The organism is Sphaerochaeta associata (genome assembly GCF_022869165.1).
Lineage (GTDB): Bacteria > Spirochaetota > Spirochaetia > Sphaerochaetales > Sphaerochaetaceae > Sphaerochaeta > Sphaerochaeta associata.
The window spans coordinates 2,843,863-2,861,160 of record NZ_CP094929.1; the positions used below are offsets into that span (position 1 = coordinate 2,843,863).

The following is a 17,298-nucleotide window of genomic DNA, read 5'->3' on the forward strand; positions in this document are numbered from 1 at the left end:
CCCTGCACTATACTTTTTTCGCTGTACCAATGGAGATGACGATGCAGAAGGCACAACCTTATGAACCACTTTGGCAGTACGTTGCCGGTAACGATGCACAATCTGTAACACTTTCCTTTTCGGAGATTGAGAGGGTGCTTGGGTTTCCCATCAACCATGCCTTCCTGAATTACAAGAAGGACCTTCACGCCTATGGTTGGCTCTGCCGCAACATCTCAATAAAAGGAAACCTCATCACCTTCCTTCGCCTGCCTGAACATGCAACGGTAGTGCAAAAGGCTGGCTTCTCGGTCATCGGAAAGGAAGGCTCGACAGACGAAGGGGAAGGTTTTATCCAGAGGCTCTGGCAGGAAGCAAACAGCCAATTCGACACTGTAGCACAGCTGGCCAAGAAGGACGGAGATGAGAACCTCTGCGGCATCTGGGGTCTGATGACCGACTTCAGCCGCTCATACAAACCCTGGACGGAACATTTTACCCGTGGACTCTACCTGGCAGGAGTAGAGTGCATTGACAATGCAATCGCCCCTGAAGGCTGGACACGCTGGACCGTACCTACGTTCGAATACCTGGCGGTGGAATGCTGGACCGAGAACATCTTTTCAACAACAATCGCCTTCATGAAGGAGAACAAGCTACCCCTCGCCGGCTCTGTGCATGACTTTACAGAACCAAAGACAGGCAAGGCTTTCATGTTGTTTCCCATGCGAAGAAAGTGATTACATGCAGGTAGTCGCTACGACCTTATCATGCTGGCGACAACTGTTTTTACCTGTGGGAGGCTCAATGCCCCGATTGCCACCGCTCCGATGAGGGCGGCGCCGAATCCCGCCCCGTCATCAACCTGGGCAACAATGGTCGACCGGTTGAACTTCCTGTTCAACGCTTCTCTAAAGAGAAGGTTTTTGCGTACCGAGCTGCCGGTGGCAACAATACTTTCAACAGCAGCAAACACCTGCCCCGACTCAAGTCCGAACTGATACAGCTCATCAACAATTCCATCGATCGTACCAAGCACCAGGTTGCCGAACGTGAGGTTCTCCAAATTAACGGGGCCTATCGATCCTCTGATATTCGGCTCCTTCCTCGAACCGTTGAACCGGGTATCGACAGAGAGGGAGCCGGGAATACCCTTGTTTTTCCCTTCTTTCTTCATAAGATCGAACACAGCTTCATCAGAGATATCCATCCCTGCACTTCGTAGGATGGATGCTATGAGATCATGCAGCGTCTCATACGCCTTGCCTGCTGTCAGGGTCGCGCCGACATGCAGATACCCCTGGCCGAGGAACGGCCTGAGCTCCATGGAGGAAGGACACTGTGTGTTGGTGCTGAACAAGGAGATCTGTCCGCTGGTTCCCATGCTTACCAAAGCCGAACGGAACCAATCGGAAACCAAACCGAAGAAGCCGGCTTGATTGTCCCCAACCGGGTAGGTGACGGCAACACTGTCTCTTGTGTAACCGGCCACTTCAAATGGTTTGCAGGAGCCGAGAAACTGCTTCTCCTTCGAACCCAGCACCTCGAGGAGAACTCGTTCTTCAAAGGTGGAGGAGATGGGATCGAAGGCCCCGAACGGACCAAGGCAGCTTGGATCGGACTTGTCGATGGGTTTTCCCACAAGACGACTTGTCACATACTCCAGAATGCCGCAGAAGCCTGCTGCATCCGAGGGAACCTTGCCCAGCCTTCGGTTGGCATAATGGGCCAGCAAGCCATACCCCGAGGGAAGCAACACCCCGGTTTTCTCAAGCAGCAGCTGTTGGGAATCGATGCCATCCACCTGCTCCATTGCCCTTCGGTCGAGCCAAGTGTACAAGGGAGAGACCGCCAGACCCGAAGCATCGTAATACAGGATGCCATGCACCTGCCCGGTCACACAGATGGAGGCTATCGGAGAAGAAACCTTGGCGAGCAATGTCCTTACCGCCTGCTCTATCGCATGGGGATCTTGAGCATACGAGTACAGCTCCCCTGTCTGCAATTGCGGATTAGCCAAGGAGATTGCAGGCAGCAACCTGCCCGCTTCAAGGTCCAACACCACCATGGTAATATTTGTGGTTCCGATATCAAGTCCGACATGTACCATACCCATATACAACCTCTCTGCCTAAAGATAGCATACGGTACAATGTACAGGAAAAAAAGTGGATTCAACTGGCTTCTTCCCTACTTCCAACACCGTTTGCATGGACTTGTCCCCTTGTATACAGTAGAGTGACAGGGTCTGAATTCTGATCTTGCTGCAAGGATGAGGTATGCTGGATATTGCCATTTGCGACGATGACCCCACTCAGCTGGCACTGCTCGCAACATATACGAACGAATGGGTGCAAAATTCCAACAACCCAGCCTTCGTCCATCAATTCCTCCATCCTGATGAACTCTTGCGCAGCTGCGAAAAACGTCGATACCACATCTATCTCCTGGACATCGTCATGCCCATGATCCATGGAATCGAAGTAGGCAAGACCATCCGTGAGCACGATCAGCAGGCCGTCATCATCTACGCCACTTCAGAACCTAGTTTTGCCTTGCAGTCGTTTGCAACAAACCCTATCAACTACCTGCTCAAGCCCATCGACAAGGGCCGGCTTCATGCTACACTTTCCCTTGCGGCTTCAAAGCTTGACCCATCTGATGAGCATGTTCTCACCGTAAAAACCCATGCGGGAATACAAGTCATCAGACCCTCGGAAATTCTCTTTTGCGAATACTCCAAACACACAGTCATATACACCCTTACCGATGGCAGGACGGTACGGTCCAAAGTCATTCAGGGGACATTCTCCCGATACATTGAGCGTACACTGCATGACAAGCGTTTTATCAGGCCCCATGTATCCTACGTACTCAACATGGACTATGTCGAAAGCTTTACCAAAACACGGTTCACCCTCCGCTCAGAGCACAACGTTCCCATCGTAATCAAGCAATACTGCACGGTGCGGGATATCTACATGAATTACCTTTCATCGAAGGGGAAAACGTGATACAGGACCTGATCAACAACATTCTTCGCGGCAGCGTTACCTCGGTGATGTATGTACTGTTGCTTTTCACCCTGACCAAGTCAAAATTCGGACGTAAAACCACCATTCTCATCACTGCGTTTGTATTCACCATAAACATTGCCAGCACCTTCTGGTTCTATGTGTATGGGGATCTTACCTCGCTCTCTCGTTTCACGATTGTAATGTTCATAGTGGTCGGAATCGCCATGAAACCTCTGACTAAGCAGAGTCTCATGCAGTGGAGTTTCACGTTTCTCACCAGCATCAACATAGCCATGATGGTCATCATACTCAGCTTCCATCTAGGCAAACTCTTTCCCGATCCCCAGAGTGCCAATACCATCCTCAGGTTGCTGCTCTACTTGTTGGTGATTTTCTTGTTCCAACGCTACCTGCTTTCACTCTATCGCTCGGTTGTCAACAACTGGCCTATGTTCTCAGCCCTCATACTCTGCATTTTCCTCAACCTCTCCTATTACTTCTACGTTACCAGCGATATCCAAAACACCTTGCTCTCTTCCAGATGGCCGCTCCTGCTTCTAATCCTCCTCTCCATTTCAGCCTATGGCACTGTGTTCTATTCACTGAAACGCTTCACCGCAATGCATGCCCTCGAAACAGAAAACCTGAGGAACCAACATGAGAGGATTCTGCTCTCCCAAGCGGTCTCAACCATGACAGAGAGGTTGCAGCTCATGGAAAAAGTGGCCTACGAACACAGCCTTGTCTCCCATGACCGCAGACATTTCAACAGCATGCTTTTAGGCCTTCTTGAACAGGGCGAGACCGAAGAGGCCATGGCTTGTTTACGCACGCAGAATGAGAGTAAAACGAGCCCAAGCAAGGTCTATTGTGAAAACAAGGCTGTGAACGCCACGGTCAGTTATTACGTAGATCTGGCTGAGCAGAAAGGCATTCAAACAAACACCAACCTTACGATAGCAGCACAAATACCTGTCGATTCACTGGAGTTGGCAATGGTGGTAGCCAATCTCTTGGAAAATGCCATTCATGGCGTCTTGCTGCTGCCCGAAGACCAAAGAAACGCCATCAACCTCACCTGTCATCAGGTTGGTCGACTCTTGCTTGAAATAACCAACCCCTGCGTTAAAACGGCAACTCTGGGACCTGACGGCCTTCCTTTCTCCCCTGATGAAGGACATGGTGTGGGAACCAAGAGCATTGCAGCCTTTGCAGCCAAACATGACGCAGAGTTGCTGTACCATATTCAGGATGGGCTGTTCAGGGTGAGACTGCTCATCTAACTGCTTGTTGCTTTTTATGTAGAAACCGACGCCTTTTATGAATAACCTCTTTTCTGCCTGGTAAAATTTGCTAGGCTACCGTCCAAACTGTTTTTTCTGGATGACATCGCATGCCTGTTTTGTTTCTTCACAAGAATGCGTATGGATGTCAACCGAGTAAGAGGGGTCTCATCATGACAGTAAAAGTTCGGACGGTAGCTTGCACAGCTCTCCTGCTTGTTTTCTCAGGTATATCAGTCTTCGCTTCCAACACTCCCCTACGGCTTTTGATCAAACCCGTCTCCGACAGGGTTCAGTCAATCCGCTTCCAAACCGGAGTCGAGGAGACAGATATATGGACGGAGGTCTCTGCTTCCAACCCCGCCCTGGTGCTTGAGACATTCGACAGCAACAAGGACAGGCTCTTCGTTCAGCAGTCGCAGGACAACCAAGTCTGGAGTTCAAGCTACGAATACCAATATGATTCATCAACCAAAAGCTGGAAGATCACACCGCTTCGGGTCGTTATAAAGCCCGCCTCCGACAAGATCCAGGCCATACGATTCCAAACAGGCGTCGAGGAGACAGACAAGTGGGCGCTTGTCCCTGCATCCAATCCCACTCTGGTGCTCGAGGCATTCGACAACAATCAGGACAGGCTCTTTGTGCAGCAGTCGCAGGACAACCAGAGCTGGAGTTCAAGCTACGAATACCGATACAGCACCTCGGACAAGAGATGGACGGTCACTCCAAGCGAGGCGGATTCGTCCAGCCTCGTTGAATCGCTGGACCTGAAGCTGTACAACCTCTACCCACTGAGCAAGAGTTCCACCTACTACTCGTATGTGATCGGGGCCGGGCTGAAAATGAACATGGCATTGAACAAGCAGGAGACCCTCCTCGGCTACGCTGAGGTTGCATACAGCAGAGGGCCGTCGAAATCCGACTGGGTAGACACCATGCAGGCGGTGAACCTGTCGGTGGGGATGGGATATCGGGTTGCCCTTGCCGACAGGCTGCAGCTGACACCTGAGCTCGGCTACGGCGTAGTGCTGCATCTGCTCAACGCAGACTTCGACCAGGATGGGACGAAGACATTCGAACCCTTTGTCGACCAGCAAATCCGCCTCTCGCTGAACATAGGCTATGAGCTGAATGAATCCTATACCCTTCTCGTCGCCCCGCTGGGCGTCGTGTTCTTCGAAAAGAACACCATCGGAACACTACTGGGAATCCAAACCAGCCTTCGATTCAACTTCTAGGGAACCATCATGAAACAACATACTACTGCTCTTCCACTTTTGCTTGTCATGCTTGCCATAGTCCTGCTCAGCTTCACCGCCTGCAGTGATATGATGGAAAAACTGGGGACTATAAGCCTTACCATCGTCCTGGACACCCCCGACGTGGCGGTGGCCTCCTATCGCATGGAGGGATTGCATGACAATCCCAACTCACGCTTCACCTTACACGACATCGTACCGCCCCGCCATGTTCTTTCTTCCTTGAAAAGCGGGCTGTGGACCATCACCGTCACTGCCTTCGATGCAGCGGGCATGCAGTTGGGGATGGGCTCTACAAGTGTAGACATCCGGGAGGGCCAGATAGTCGAGACCACCCTGCTGGTCGTCTTCGACCAGGCTGTCCCCGCCTCCAGCGGTTTCACGTTCACCGCTCCTACACGTTTTGACAGTGCCGACGGCAGGCTGGATGGAACAACGGCAGCCATGGAGTACAGACTCGCATCCGATCCGGCGGATGCCCCCTATACCGCCTGCAGTGAAGGCACGACCATCCTAGGCTCCGGGACCTATCTGGTCAGGTACGCAGCCGCACACGGCCTACGGGCAAGCGAGCCGCTTAGCGTTGGCGTGCCGCACTATCAACCAATCCAGCTGACCATCGCAGACCCGACGCTGAATACCAGCAAAACCTATGACGGAACGCTCGAAATTGTTGGTGAGGTGGCTCCAGGAGCCTTGGTCGGAGTTGCCGGAACCGACAGCGTAACAGTTAGCGCCCGGGCAACGTATGACAACAAAGACGCAGCTAACGGAAAGATCATCACAGTCACCTATACACTCGAAGGGCCTGATGCAGGCAACTACATCAAGCCGGTCGATAAAGCAGTGGCGGGAGTAATTGAAAAGAAAGCTGTTGCCATCTCGGGAACAACCATTGCCGCAACCAAGGTATATGACCGCTCTCCATCAGTAGCAGTTACTTCACCAGGCTTGTTGGCAGGGGTAATTGGCTCCGATGAGGTAACAATTGCAGCAACGGCAAGCTGTAGTGACAGCAATGTTGGAAGCGATAAGCCAGTTACCATCACCTACACCTTGGGGGGAAGGGATGGCGGCAACTATCAATTGGCGGATAATCATTCCGAACAGACTTCCATTACGAAGGCCGTGCTGACAGCAACGGTGGAGGACTATTCCAAGACCTATGGCGATAATAATCCTTCCTATGCAGTATCTGTTTCCGGCTTCATCCCTGGTGAAGATGCCGATACAGCAGCAGGCTACACGGCCCCGTCTGCATCCTCCGCAACTGATGCCACCACAGTAATAGGTGTATATCCGATTACCATCGCAGGTGGAAGTGCAACCAACTACAGTTTTGTTACCAGTGATAGGGGAAATCTCACCATCAACAAAGCTACTATGGAAGGAAGTGTGTCTATTTCAGGTACTGCTGCCTATGGCCAGGACTTGAGTGCAGTATCCAACCTGACCAACACCGAGACACCCACCTACCAGTGGAAGCGTAACGGGGTAGCCATTAGTGGGGCAACCGACACCACCTATACCTTGGTAACTGCCGATATCAGAGCGACCATCACGGTGAGTGCTACTGCGACAGGAGCCAATTACCAAGGAACCAAAGACAGTGCAGCCACCCCGGCCGTCGCAAAGGCTGCCTACGCCATGGGTGATGTCACGTTCAATGATTACTCGGTATCGTACGATGGAAATCCAAAGAGCATTGAGATTACAGGTACACTCCCTTCAGGGGTGAGCGTTTCTTACAGTGGTAATGGACAAACAAATCCAGGAACGTATAGCGTAACCGCACACTTCACCGGCGACAGTACAAACTACCTGTTGATTCCCAACAAAACAGCCACGCTTACCATCAACAAGGCAGTAATAAAAGGAAACCTATCCATTGCCGGGACACCTACCTATGGGCAGGTCCTGACTGCAGTAGCAAGCCTGACCAACACCGAGACTCCCACCTACCAATGGAAGCGCAACGGGGTAGCCATCAGCGGGGCGACCGGCACCACCTATACCTTGGTAACTGCCGATATTGGAACAGCCATCACGGTAACCGCAACTGCGACAGGAGCCAATTACCAAGGAACTAAAGACAGTGCAGCAACCACAGCCGTCGCCAAAGCAACCTATGCAATGGGGGGGATTACGTTCAGCAATTACGCGATGACATACGACGGAAACCCAAAGAGCATTCAGATTACAGGTACACTACCCTCAGGGGTGAGCGTTTCCTACAGTGGAAATGGACAAACAAATGCGGGAGCGTATACGGTAACCGCACGTTTCACCGGTAACAGTACAAACTACGAGACGATTCCAGACATAACTGCCACACTTACCATCGCCAAGGCGATTATGACTGGAAGCGTATCCATTACCGGGACCCCTACCTATGGGCAGGTCTTGACTGCAGTACCGAACCTGACCAACACGGGGACTCCCACCTACCAGTGGAAGCGCAACGGGGTTGCCATAAGCGGGGCGACCGGCACCACCTATACCTTGGTCTCTGCCGATATAGGAACAACCGTCACAGTAACCGCAACTGCGACAGGAGCCAATTACCAAGGAACTAAAGAGAGTGCACCACCGCAAGGAGGCGTGATCACCCCGAAGCAACTCGGCATCCAGATTCTTGACCTACCATCGAACAAGGTATATGACGGGACCACTTCTGCAACAGCTCCCACATTCAATCTTTATGGAAAAATCGGTTCTGATGATGTAACAATAACGGCAACAGCCACCTATGATACCCCTGCAGCGGGAACCGGCAAAAGGATTTCTATTGTCTACTCGCTTTCGGGACCCGACGAGGGCAACTACCTCAAGCCAACCGACACGCTTACAACAGCATCCTGCGCGATCATAAAAAAGCGGCTTACGATTAGTGCTCCTACCTTGGAAACTGTTGAAAAAACCTACGATGGGACAACCAATGTGCTGGGAAGTATCACAACAGGTACGCTCTCCGGCATATTGGAAGGAGAAGTTGTTACCGTAGGAGCCAATGCAAGCTATAAGTCAGCCAATGTTACAACTGCAACGGGGGGATTCAATCCCATCACAGTGGTCTACTCACTAAGTGGTTTGAATGCTATCAATTACGACCCACCCGTCAACCAGCAACTTTGGGGAGCCATCGTAAAGAAACAAATAAGCGTCATCGGTACTGTCTTCCCTGCATCGAAGGTGTACGATAAATCATCTACAATCACCATCACAGAATGGGGGACTTTATCCGGTCGGATTGCAGATGATGATGTAAGTCTGAGCAATGTCATTGCATATTATTCCGGTTCCTACAGCAGCAATGTAGGAGCAGACAAGCCTGTTACCATCAACTATACCATCAACGGCACTGATGCCTACAATTACTACCTGAATAATGACACAAGCAAGACTGCCTCAATTACCGCAGCAGTTCTGACTGCAACGGTGGGGGACTATACCCAGCAATACGGTTCCGCCGCCCCTACTTTCACCGTTAATGTCACCGGCTTTGTTGGATCTGACAGTGCTTCCAATGTATTGGGATATAGTGCTCCTACTGCAACAGCAGGAACCAATTCCTCCTCTGCTGCAGGAACCTACACGATTCGCATAGCAGGAGGCAGCGCCCCCAACTACAGCTTCAATACCACTGATACGGGAACTCTAACCATCCAGAAGCCCATAGGCCCTGCAATCAGCGGTACCATAGAGGGATATTACCCCAATTCGAATGAAGATCAGACGATCATCAACGTCACCGGATTCTCGCCCAACCAAACGGGAATCGAGGCGGAAATTGCCTCCTTTGGCACCTTCATCCCTTATTATCCAGATTTTGCGATCGACAGTCGCGGCAGAACATTACTCGACTTGCCTTCCCCTGCGTCAACAACGACAAAGATTCGTTTCAGGGTGAAAGAGACAAGCACCCATGCACCAGGGCCTGCAACAGAGATTACGCTCGCCCCTCGACCGCTTGCAATCGGGGACTATTATGAAGGGGGTATCGTCGCTTATATCTCAACGAGCACCAATCTTGCTGAAGACACAGATGGGTTGATTGCGGCAAAGAGTGATGTTTTGCCTGCAGGAATAGCTTGGTCATATGTGTTGTCTACGCAAATTGGAACTGCGAATAGTATCGGCATGGGATTTACAAACACCAATTCAATTGTTGATAGGCTAGGATCTTCAGCTTCATCCTATGCAGCTGGAAAGGCTCGCTTCTATACGGGAGGTGGATATTATGACTGGTTCCTACCATCGCGGGAAGAATTAGTTGAATTATTTAACAGCAGGATGGAAATTGGAAATTTCATAACAACTTCTGAGTCGTTTTATTGGAGCTCAAGTGAGAATGATATGATCAGAGTCCCAGCTGACATTACTAGAGCGTGGGCTGTAAACTTTGATTCCACTTTAACTTACGCAACAATGTATGCCAGTGATCAAACAACGGCATTACATGTCCGTCCAGTCCGATACTTCTAGCATACCCTCCCCCTGCCAGACATCTGTTTGGCAGGAGGTGTCTTCCTATCTATTCTTCTATTTGATACCCGAGATTGCATCGGGTAATCTGGTTGTTCTCACACACTTCTCACACGTTTTAAATAGACTTGCAACCGGTTATACAGTACAGTAAAACAGTCGAAACCATGGTATGCGCTGTAAGGATTAAGGTATGCTGAATATTGCAATATGTGATGATGATTCCACTCAATTGGGGCTGCTTGCTTCTTATACAACCGAGTGCATCCAATCACACGCAATAGGGGCTGTCATCCATCAATTCGACCATCCCGACAAGCTGCTCAGCAGCTGCGAGAGACAACGGTATCACATCTACATCCTGGACATCGTCATGCCTATGATCAACGGCTTGGAGGTAGGCAAGGCCATCAGGGAACGAGACCAGGAAGCAATCATTCTCTATGCAACCTACGAGCCGGGCTACGCCTTGCAATCGTTTGAGTCGAGCCCGATCAACTACCTGCTCAAGCCGATCGACAAGGGCCAGCTGTGTAGAACGTTGCTGCAGGCATTCTCGAGGCTCGACAAGGCTTCTGATACCTCCTGCACCGTCAAGACAGCAGAGGGTGTCAGGGTTCTCAGATTCGCTGAAATCCTGATTGCAGAATACTCCAACCATACAGTGCGGTACACCCTCACCGATGCAAGAGTCATTGTCACATCGATCATCAAGGGTTCGTTTACCGACCATATCCAAGGCTTGTTGCGGGATGAGCGCTTCATTCGTACCCATATATCGTATGTCTTGAACATGGATTACATCGAGGGTTTCACCAAGACACGCTTCACCCTGCACGGAGGATATGAAGTACCCATCGTAGCCAAATTGTATAGAACGGTGCGTGAGCGGTATCTCGAGTACCTGCTGACCAAGGAAGGCTCATGACACCGGACCTATTGAACAACCTGCTTCGAGGCAGTGTCACCGCCGTCATGAACGCACTGCTGCTGTTTACCTTGACCAAGTCAAAGTATGGAAGAAACGGTACCATCGTTGCAGCAGTCATCATGTTTGTCACCGATATCACCTCTACCATGTATTTGTATTTCAATGCCGATCTTACGGCGGTATCGCACTCGAATCTGCTTACCATCATCCTGCTGGGCTTCCTTCTCAAGCCCTTGTCCAAATCAAGCATCATGCAGTGGGCGTTCAGCTACCTGACGACGATGAACGTCATGATGATGATCGTCATCCTCAGCTTCCAGATCGGAATGCTTCTTCCCTTCATCCCTCACATCCATTCACTTTCTCGCCTGATCCTGTTTCTTTTGGTAATCTTCCTGTTTCATCGATACCTGCTGCCGCTCTATCGATCAGCCGAGGACAACTGGCCGATATTCTCAGTCCTCGTCATCTGTCTTTCCTTGATGCTCGCCTACCCCTTCTACGCAACAACCGACATTATTGCCACCCTGCAGAGCTACAGCCAACCGCTCCTGCTCCTTGTTGTCCTTGTCGTAGCAAGCTATGGAACCATTTTCTATTCACTGAAGCGTCTCAATGCAATGCATGCATTGGAAACTGAAAACTTAAGCATCCAGTACGAGAAGACCCTGCTCTCCCAAGCTGCATCCACAATGGCTCAGAAACTTGAGCTCATGGATAAGGTTGCTGAGCAAAACAACCTCGCCTCCCATGACCGCCGTCATGTCTACGGCATGCTGCTGCAACTGTTGCAGCAAGGTGAGACCGAGGAGGCGATGCGTTGCCTGGAGTTGCAACTTGCCACCAAACAGCCAGCCTCGAGGGTCTACTGTGAGAACAAGGCCGTGAATGCAGTCACCAGCTACTATGCGGAAAAAGCAGTGCAACATGGCATACAGACAACCATCAACTTGAAAGTGCCAGCACAACTTCCCTTCGACTCCTTGGAGTTGGCCTTGGTGATTGCTAATCTTTTCGAGAACGCCATCCAGGGAGTATTGCGTATCAAGGACTGCAGGGATCGGGTCATCCAACTATCCTGTGTCCATAAAAACCGGCTTATCATACAAGTAGTCAACCCCTGCACCGATGATACCATATTGAATGCAGACGGCCTTCCTGCAACAGAAGAGGAGGGGCACGGGATAGGGACGAAAAGCATTGTTGCATTTGCCGCCGCGTACAACGCTGAGCTGCTCTACAGCATCCAGGATGGCCAGTTCCGTGTGCAACTGCTTGTCTGAAATAGTAAGTAGAAAATCGCATATTCTAAGTAACATTCCCCTATTTCCTCGATGTTTTTGCTAGGCTACATTCCAAATCTAGTAGCAAACGACTCAGTACTATGTCTTTTTTATAAGGTAAAACGCATACAACAGTCGTATCTCGATGAGGGGTTGTAGTATGGTATTAAACGTTCGGACAGCGACTTGCACTGCGCTTCTGCTTCTTCTCTCCACACTCTCGGTTTTTGCTTCCTCTTCCCCTGTGCGGATTATGATTAAACCTGCCTCCGAGCAGGTTGCGGCAATCAGGTACCAGAGTGGAACGAAAGCAAAAGGACCTTGGAAAGAGGTGGATGCCGACCATCCCATCCTGTCACTTGAGGCATTCGACAGTGCACAGGAGGTTCTCTTTGTTCAGCAAAAGGAACCCGGCAGGGATTGGAGCCGCAGTTATGAGTATCGGTACGATGAGCTGACAAACAGTTGGGACGTAACGCTGCCGGCCATCAAGAAACCGTTGTTCATCGACTCGATGGAGCTCAAACCGTATGCATTGTTCCCGACAAGTTCGAGTTCAACCCTCTATTCCTCGGTAATCGGGGGAGCTTTAAAACTCAATCTCAGTGTCGACGAACAGAAACCCTTGTACGGATACGTGGAGGGAGCTTACAGCCGCGGACCTTCGAAGTCGGATTGGGTTGACGTGATGCAGGCGGTCAACATTTCGGCAGGGTTTGGCTACAGAGTGAGCCTGGGCAAGCGTGTGGAGATTGCACCGGAGGTGGGCTACGGCCTGGTCGTCCACCTGCTCGACGGCGACCTTGACCAGGATGGGACCGATTCGCTTGAGGTCTTTGTCGACCAGCAGGTACGCCTTGCACTCAATTTCAACTACACATTCTGCGATGTACATGAATTTTTCATTGCCCCGCTGGGTGTCCTGCTCTTCGAGAAATCAAGGATCGCGGCCCTGTATGGCGTCCAAGCTGGCATGCGCTTCAACTTCTAGGAAACAATCATGAAAAAAATCAATACAACACTGACAATCATATCCCTCGTTCTTCTTTGCACCCTGGTAAGCTTCGTCGGCTGCAGCGACATGATGGCAACGCTTGGGAATATCAGCCTGACCATCGACCTGGATACCCCTGAGGTCGAGGTGGCTTCCTATATCCTGGAAGGCAATTTGGTCGACTCGAATTCCAGATTCACCCTGAACAATATTGTTCCTCCAAGACACACCCTCTCCGAGTTGAAGCAAGGGAGGTGGAATCTCACCGTCAAGGCGTTCGACGACCAGGGCAATCAAATTGGAATAGGAACCAAGACAGTCGATCTGAAGGCCGGGCAGGTTGTCGAGACCTCGTTGTTGGTTGAGTTCGGACAAAGTACTCCCGTGCTCAGTACGTTCACGATTGCAGGTCCCTCCCGTTACGATGACCGGGAAGGTTCTGTTGCAGGGACTACGACGAGGATGGAGTACCGCCTTGCTTCAGCCGCCGCCGATGATCCCTTTACCGCCTGTACTGCAGGCAGTACGCTTCTCGCTCCTGGCTCATACAAGATTAGGTATGCTGCAGCACATGGTCTTCAGGCCAGTGAGTGTCTCACCATCTCCGTCCCTGCATATACACCCATCCAGTTGACCATAACCAGTCCCACCCTGACGACGACCAAGGAGTATGACGGGACCAACACCGTACAAGGAAGCATCACACCGGGAACACTGAGCGGCATACTCAGCGGGGATGAGGTGACCGTACATGCACAGGCTGTCTATGACGCTTCCTCAGTAGGAAACAGCAGAACCATTACGATTACTTATTCCCTGGGCGGCGCTGATGCAAACAACTACCTCAAGCCGACCGATTCGACGTCACAAGGCACCATCACCCAGAAGCAACTCACCATTTCAGGAACCACGGTTACAGCATCCAAGGAGTATGACCGGTTGCTTGAAGCAATGGTTACCCAGACAGGTACCCTTGCAGGCAAGGTGGGCAATGAGGATGTTACTGTTTCGGCCTCGGCTTCATATCAGGACAAGAATGCAGGGACGGGCAAGCAGATCACCGTTGTCTACACGCTCGGTGGGGCCAATGAAGCCAACTACCTCAAGCCGGCGGACAATACCAGCTTCTCAGGTGCCATCACCAGGAAAGCACTTTCCATAACAGGCACGCCGGTACTGCAGACCAGGGATTACGACGGGGGCAGGACTGCCCAGGTCACCAATCCGGGCAGCCTCTCAGGAGTCCTTGCCGGTGATTCTGTAAGCCTGCAGGCAACGGCACTCTATGCTGATAAATCAGTAGCAGACAACAAGTCTGCAACAGTAAGCTATACCATCAGCGGCGATGATGCGCTCAACTATACAGCTCCTTCGGACGCTTCTGGTAGAGGAAGCATCAGGCCCAAGCAATTGGTTGTTACCGGATACAACCTCACCACCACGAAACAGTACGACGGCAACAACTCTGCCGCAATTAGTTCTGTGGCGTTCGACGGGAAGGTCTTGTCTGAAACAGTACAAGTAATTCCTGAAGCAACGTACAGCTCCGCCGGGATTGGAAACAAAACCATTACGATTACTTATTCCCTGGGCGGCGCTGATGCAAACAACTACCTCAAGCCGACCGATTCGACGTCACAAGGCACCATCACCCAGAAGCAACTCACCATTTCAGGAACCACGGTTGCAGCATCCAAGGAGTATGACCGGTTGCTTGAAGCAATGGTTACCCAGACAGGTACCCTTGCAGGCAAGGTGGGCAATGAGGATGTTACTGTTTCGGCCTCGGCTTCATATCAGGACAAGAATGCAGGGACGGGCAAGCAGATCACCGTTGTCTACACGCTCGGTGGGGCCAATGAAGCCAACTACCTCAAGCCGGCGGACAATACCAGCTTCTCAGGTGCCATCACCAGGAAAGCACTCTCCATAATAGGCACGCCGGTACTGCAGGCCAGGGATTACGACGGGGGCCGGACTGCCCAGGTCACCAATCCGGGCAGCCTTGCAGGAGTCATTGCCGGTGATTCTGTAAGCCTGCAGGCAACGGCAATCTATGACAACAAAACAGTAGGAAACGGTAAGAGTGCGACAGTAAGCTATTCCATCAGCGGCGCTGATGCGCTCAACTATACAGCTCCTTCGGACGCTTCTGGTACCGGGGATATCAGGCCCAAGCAATTGACCGTCACCGATTTCAATCTTGTGTCCACCAAGGAATATGACGGATCAGCCTCCTCGACCATCAACAATGTGGCATGTTCGGGCATGGTTTCGACCGATGATGTGCAAGTCAGTGCAAATGCAACGTATAACTCTCCCACAGCAGGAACAAACAAGCCGATAACCGTCACCTACACCCTTGCAGGTGATGACAGTGGGAATTACCTCAAGCCTGCTGATTCAATTGCCACTGCAACCGGTGAAATCACCAGAAAGCAGCTGAGGGTGACTGGGACAACCCCCACGCTGAGCAAGGTGTATGATGGTACTACGAACTTGCCAATTACATCCAATGGGACATTGCAGGGTGTGATTCAAGGCGAAGATGTGACATTAAGCACTGCTGCAGGCGCATATGCAAGCGCTGATGCCGGGACCAGCAAGGCGTTTACCATCAGGTATACCCTCAGTGGAACCGACGCTACCAACTATACAGTCAACGATACTACGGGTACTACCGGTATCATCAACAAGGCGGTTTTAACAGCTACGGTAGGAGACTACACCAAATCCTATGGAACAACCAATCCAACATTCACAGTATCCGTTTCGGGTTTTGTGAATGGAGAAAGCGCCTCAACGGCCAGCGGGTATAACGCCCCGATTGCATCATCTACGGCGACTACAACCACCAGTGCAGGTACTAATTCCACGATAACCATTTCAGGAGGCAGCGCAACCAATTACAGCTTCAATACCAGTACGGGTACGCTGACGATCAACAAGGCGGCAATATCCAACGATCTTGCAATCTTTGGCGGGACTAGCCCCAAATACGGCGATGTCTTAACTGCAATAGGAAATGCTACCCTATTGGGGACTCCCACGTATCAATGGAATCGTGGCGGTACAGCTATCAGCGGAGCAACAGCTAAGACCTATACATTGACTGCTGCCGACGTAGGATCGATCATTACAGTCACGGCAATCGCAGATGGGATAAACTATGAGGGCAGCCATACGAGTAGGCCGACCAACACAGTGTCAAGAATTGACGGTCCCTCAATTGATGGCGCCTTCAGTGCATACTATCCGTCCTCCCCTGCTACACAGACGATTATCAACCTCACCGGTTTTACGCCAAATCTTTCAGGTCTGGAAGCCCGGGTCAGCTTGAATGGCATACAGTATGATGATTATGCTGATTTAGAAATCGACAGTCGCGGCAGAGCGATGATTTTGATGTCTTCAAGTGTTACTACATCAGCAAAGGTCCAGGTGCGATACAAGGAGACTGCAACTACCGATGCAGGAGCCGTTAGGGAGATTCCCATCACTGAGCAGGCACTGGCAATCGGAGACTACTACGCAGGAGGTGTGGTAGGGTACATCTACCAAAGCTCTGATCCAGGGTACGTAGCAAATGAACTGCATGGCTTGATTGCTGCAAAGACGGATACAACACCAAGTTCAATGGTTTGGTCATCCAGGGATTTGGAAGTAGGAGGCACATCCACGGCTTTGGGAACCGGAGCTGCAAATACAACTAGAATCATTGATTATTTTAATAGCCTTGGGAATGAACCGACACCCTATGCAGCTCAAGCAGCAAGGGATTATACCGATGGTACATATCACGACTGGTTCTTGCCTTCCTTCGAAGAGTTATTTAAAATACGAACTAACAAAGCTATCATCGGAAATTTCCAAGATTCATCTGTCTATTGGACCTCCTCTGAATCAACACAGGAACCAGATCCACATGATTATGGACCAACGAAGTGTGCACATGTGTTACCGTTTTCTACCACCTCTGGGACAGGATGGGTCAACTACAAGTCTCCCAGGAATTCCAGCTATACAGCGGATGAACATGTCCGCCCGGTCCGCTACTTCTAATC

General features: G+C 51.0%; 10 protein-coding genes. 9 read left to right on the forward strand and 1 reads right to left on the reverse strand.

From position 1 onward, the window contains the following. Positions 1-41: 41 nt before the first annotated feature. Entirely contained in the window at positions 42-719 is a 678-nt protein-coding gene (locus MUG09_RS13155) for a GyrI-like domain-containing protein (RefSeq protein ID WP_244771892.1), read from the forward strand. Between the two features lie 17 nt (positions 720-736). Here the strand turns inward: MUG09_RS13155 and MUG09_RS13160 are convergent, their stop codons facing one another. Next, positions 737-2,095: a sedoheptulokinase gene (locus tag MUG09_RS13160; RefSeq protein WP_244771893.1), complete on the reverse strand. Its 1,359-nt coding sequence runs from the start codon at positions 2,093-2,095 to the stop codon at positions 737-739. Positions 2,096-2,258: 163 nt separating this feature from the next. Here MUG09_RS13160 and MUG09_RS13165 point away from each other — a divergent pair, with 163 nt between their 5' ends. The 8 genes from MUG09_RS13165 to MUG09_RS13200 all read left to right on the forward strand — a co-directional run bounded on the left by MUG09_RS13165 (position 2,259) and on the right by MUG09_RS13200 (position 17,296). Next, the gene (locus MUG09_RS13165; protein ID WP_244771894.1) at positions 2,259-2,993 is read left to right on the forward strand and encodes a LytR/AlgR family response regulator transcription factor; all 735 of its coding nucleotides are present in this window, start codon (positions 2,259-2,261) and stop codon (positions 2,991-2,993) included. After that, entirely contained in the window at positions 2,990-4,279 is a 1,290-nt protein-coding gene (locus MUG09_RS13170; RefSeq protein ID WP_244771895.1) for a GHKL domain-containing protein, read from the forward strand. The genes MUG09_RS13165 and MUG09_RS13170 overlap by 4 nt, the downstream gene beginning before the upstream one ends. Before the next feature lie 173 nt (positions 4,280-4,452). Continuing rightward, positions 4,453-5,520, forward strand: a complete 1,068-nt coding sequence (locus MUG09_RS13175) for a hypothetical protein (RefSeq protein ID WP_244771896.1) — start codon at positions 4,453-4,455, stop codon at positions 5,518-5,520. A 9-nt stretch (positions 5,521-5,529) separates the two neighbouring features. Further along, entirely contained in the window at positions 5,530-10,026 is a 4,497-nt protein-coding gene (locus MUG09_RS13180; protein WP_244771897.1) for a YDG domain-containing protein, read from the forward strand. A 193-nt stretch (positions 10,027-10,219) separates the two neighbouring features. Then, entirely contained in the window at positions 10,220-10,954 is a 735-nt protein-coding gene (locus MUG09_RS13185; protein ID WP_244771898.1) for a LytR/AlgR family response regulator transcription factor, read from the forward strand. After that, positions 10,951-12,240 carry a GHKL domain-containing protein gene (locus MUG09_RS13190; RefSeq protein WP_244771899.1) on the forward strand — a complete coding sequence of 430 codons (1,290 nt, stop codon included), beginning with the start codon at positions 10,951-10,953 and terminating at the stop codon, positions 12,238-12,240. Before MUG09_RS13185 ends, MUG09_RS13190 begins: the two co-directional genes overlap by 4 nt. A gap of 160 nt (positions 12,241-12,400) precedes the next feature. Next, entirely contained in the window at positions 12,401-13,231 is an 831-nt protein-coding gene (locus MUG09_RS13195) for a hypothetical protein (protein WP_244771900.1), read from the forward strand. Between the two features lie 9 nt (positions 13,232-13,240). Next, on the forward strand, positions 13,241-17,296 hold the full coding sequence (locus MUG09_RS13200; RefSeq protein ID WP_244771901.1) for a YDG domain-containing protein: 4,056 nt from the start codon (positions 13,241-13,243) through the stop codon (positions 17,294-17,296). Positions 17,297-17,298 lie beyond the last annotated feature (2 nt).

Excerpts from the sequence above, each read along its gene's own strand:
- MUG09_RS13155 (WP_244771892.1), top strand. The coding sequence starts at position 42 with ATGCAGAAGGCACAACCTTATGAACCACTTTGGCAGTACGTTGCCGGT.
- MUG09_RS13160 (WP_244771893.1), bottom strand. The coding sequence starts at position 2,095 with ATGGGTATGGTACATGTCGGACTTGATATCGGAACCACAAATATTACC.
- MUG09_RS13180 (WP_244771897.1), top strand. The coding sequence starts at position 5,530 with ATGAAACAACATACTACTGCTCTTCCACTTTTGCTTGTCATGCTTGCC.
- MUG09_RS13195 (WP_244771900.1), top strand. The coding sequence starts at position 12,401 with ATGGTATTAAACGTTCGGACAGCGACTTGCACTGCGCTTCTGCTTCTT.
- MUG09_RS13175 (WP_244771896.1), top strand. The coding sequence starts at position 4,453 with ATGACAGTAAAAGTTCGGACGGTAGCTTGCACAGCTCTCCTGCTTGTT.
- MUG09_RS13185 (WP_244771898.1), top strand. The coding sequence starts at position 10,220 with ATGCTGAATATTGCAATATGTGATGATGATTCCACTCAATTGGGGCTG.
- MUG09_RS13200 (WP_244771901.1), top strand. The coding sequence starts at position 13,241 with ATGAAAAAAATCAATACAACACTGACAATCATATCCCTCGTTCTTCTT.
- MUG09_RS13190 (WP_244771899.1), top strand. The coding sequence starts at position 10,951 with ATGACACCGGACCTATTGAACAACCTGCTTCGAGGCAGTGTCACCGCC.
- MUG09_RS13165 (WP_244771894.1), top strand. The coding sequence starts at position 2,259 with ATGCTGGATATTGCCATTTGCGACGATGACCCCACTCAGCTGGCACTG.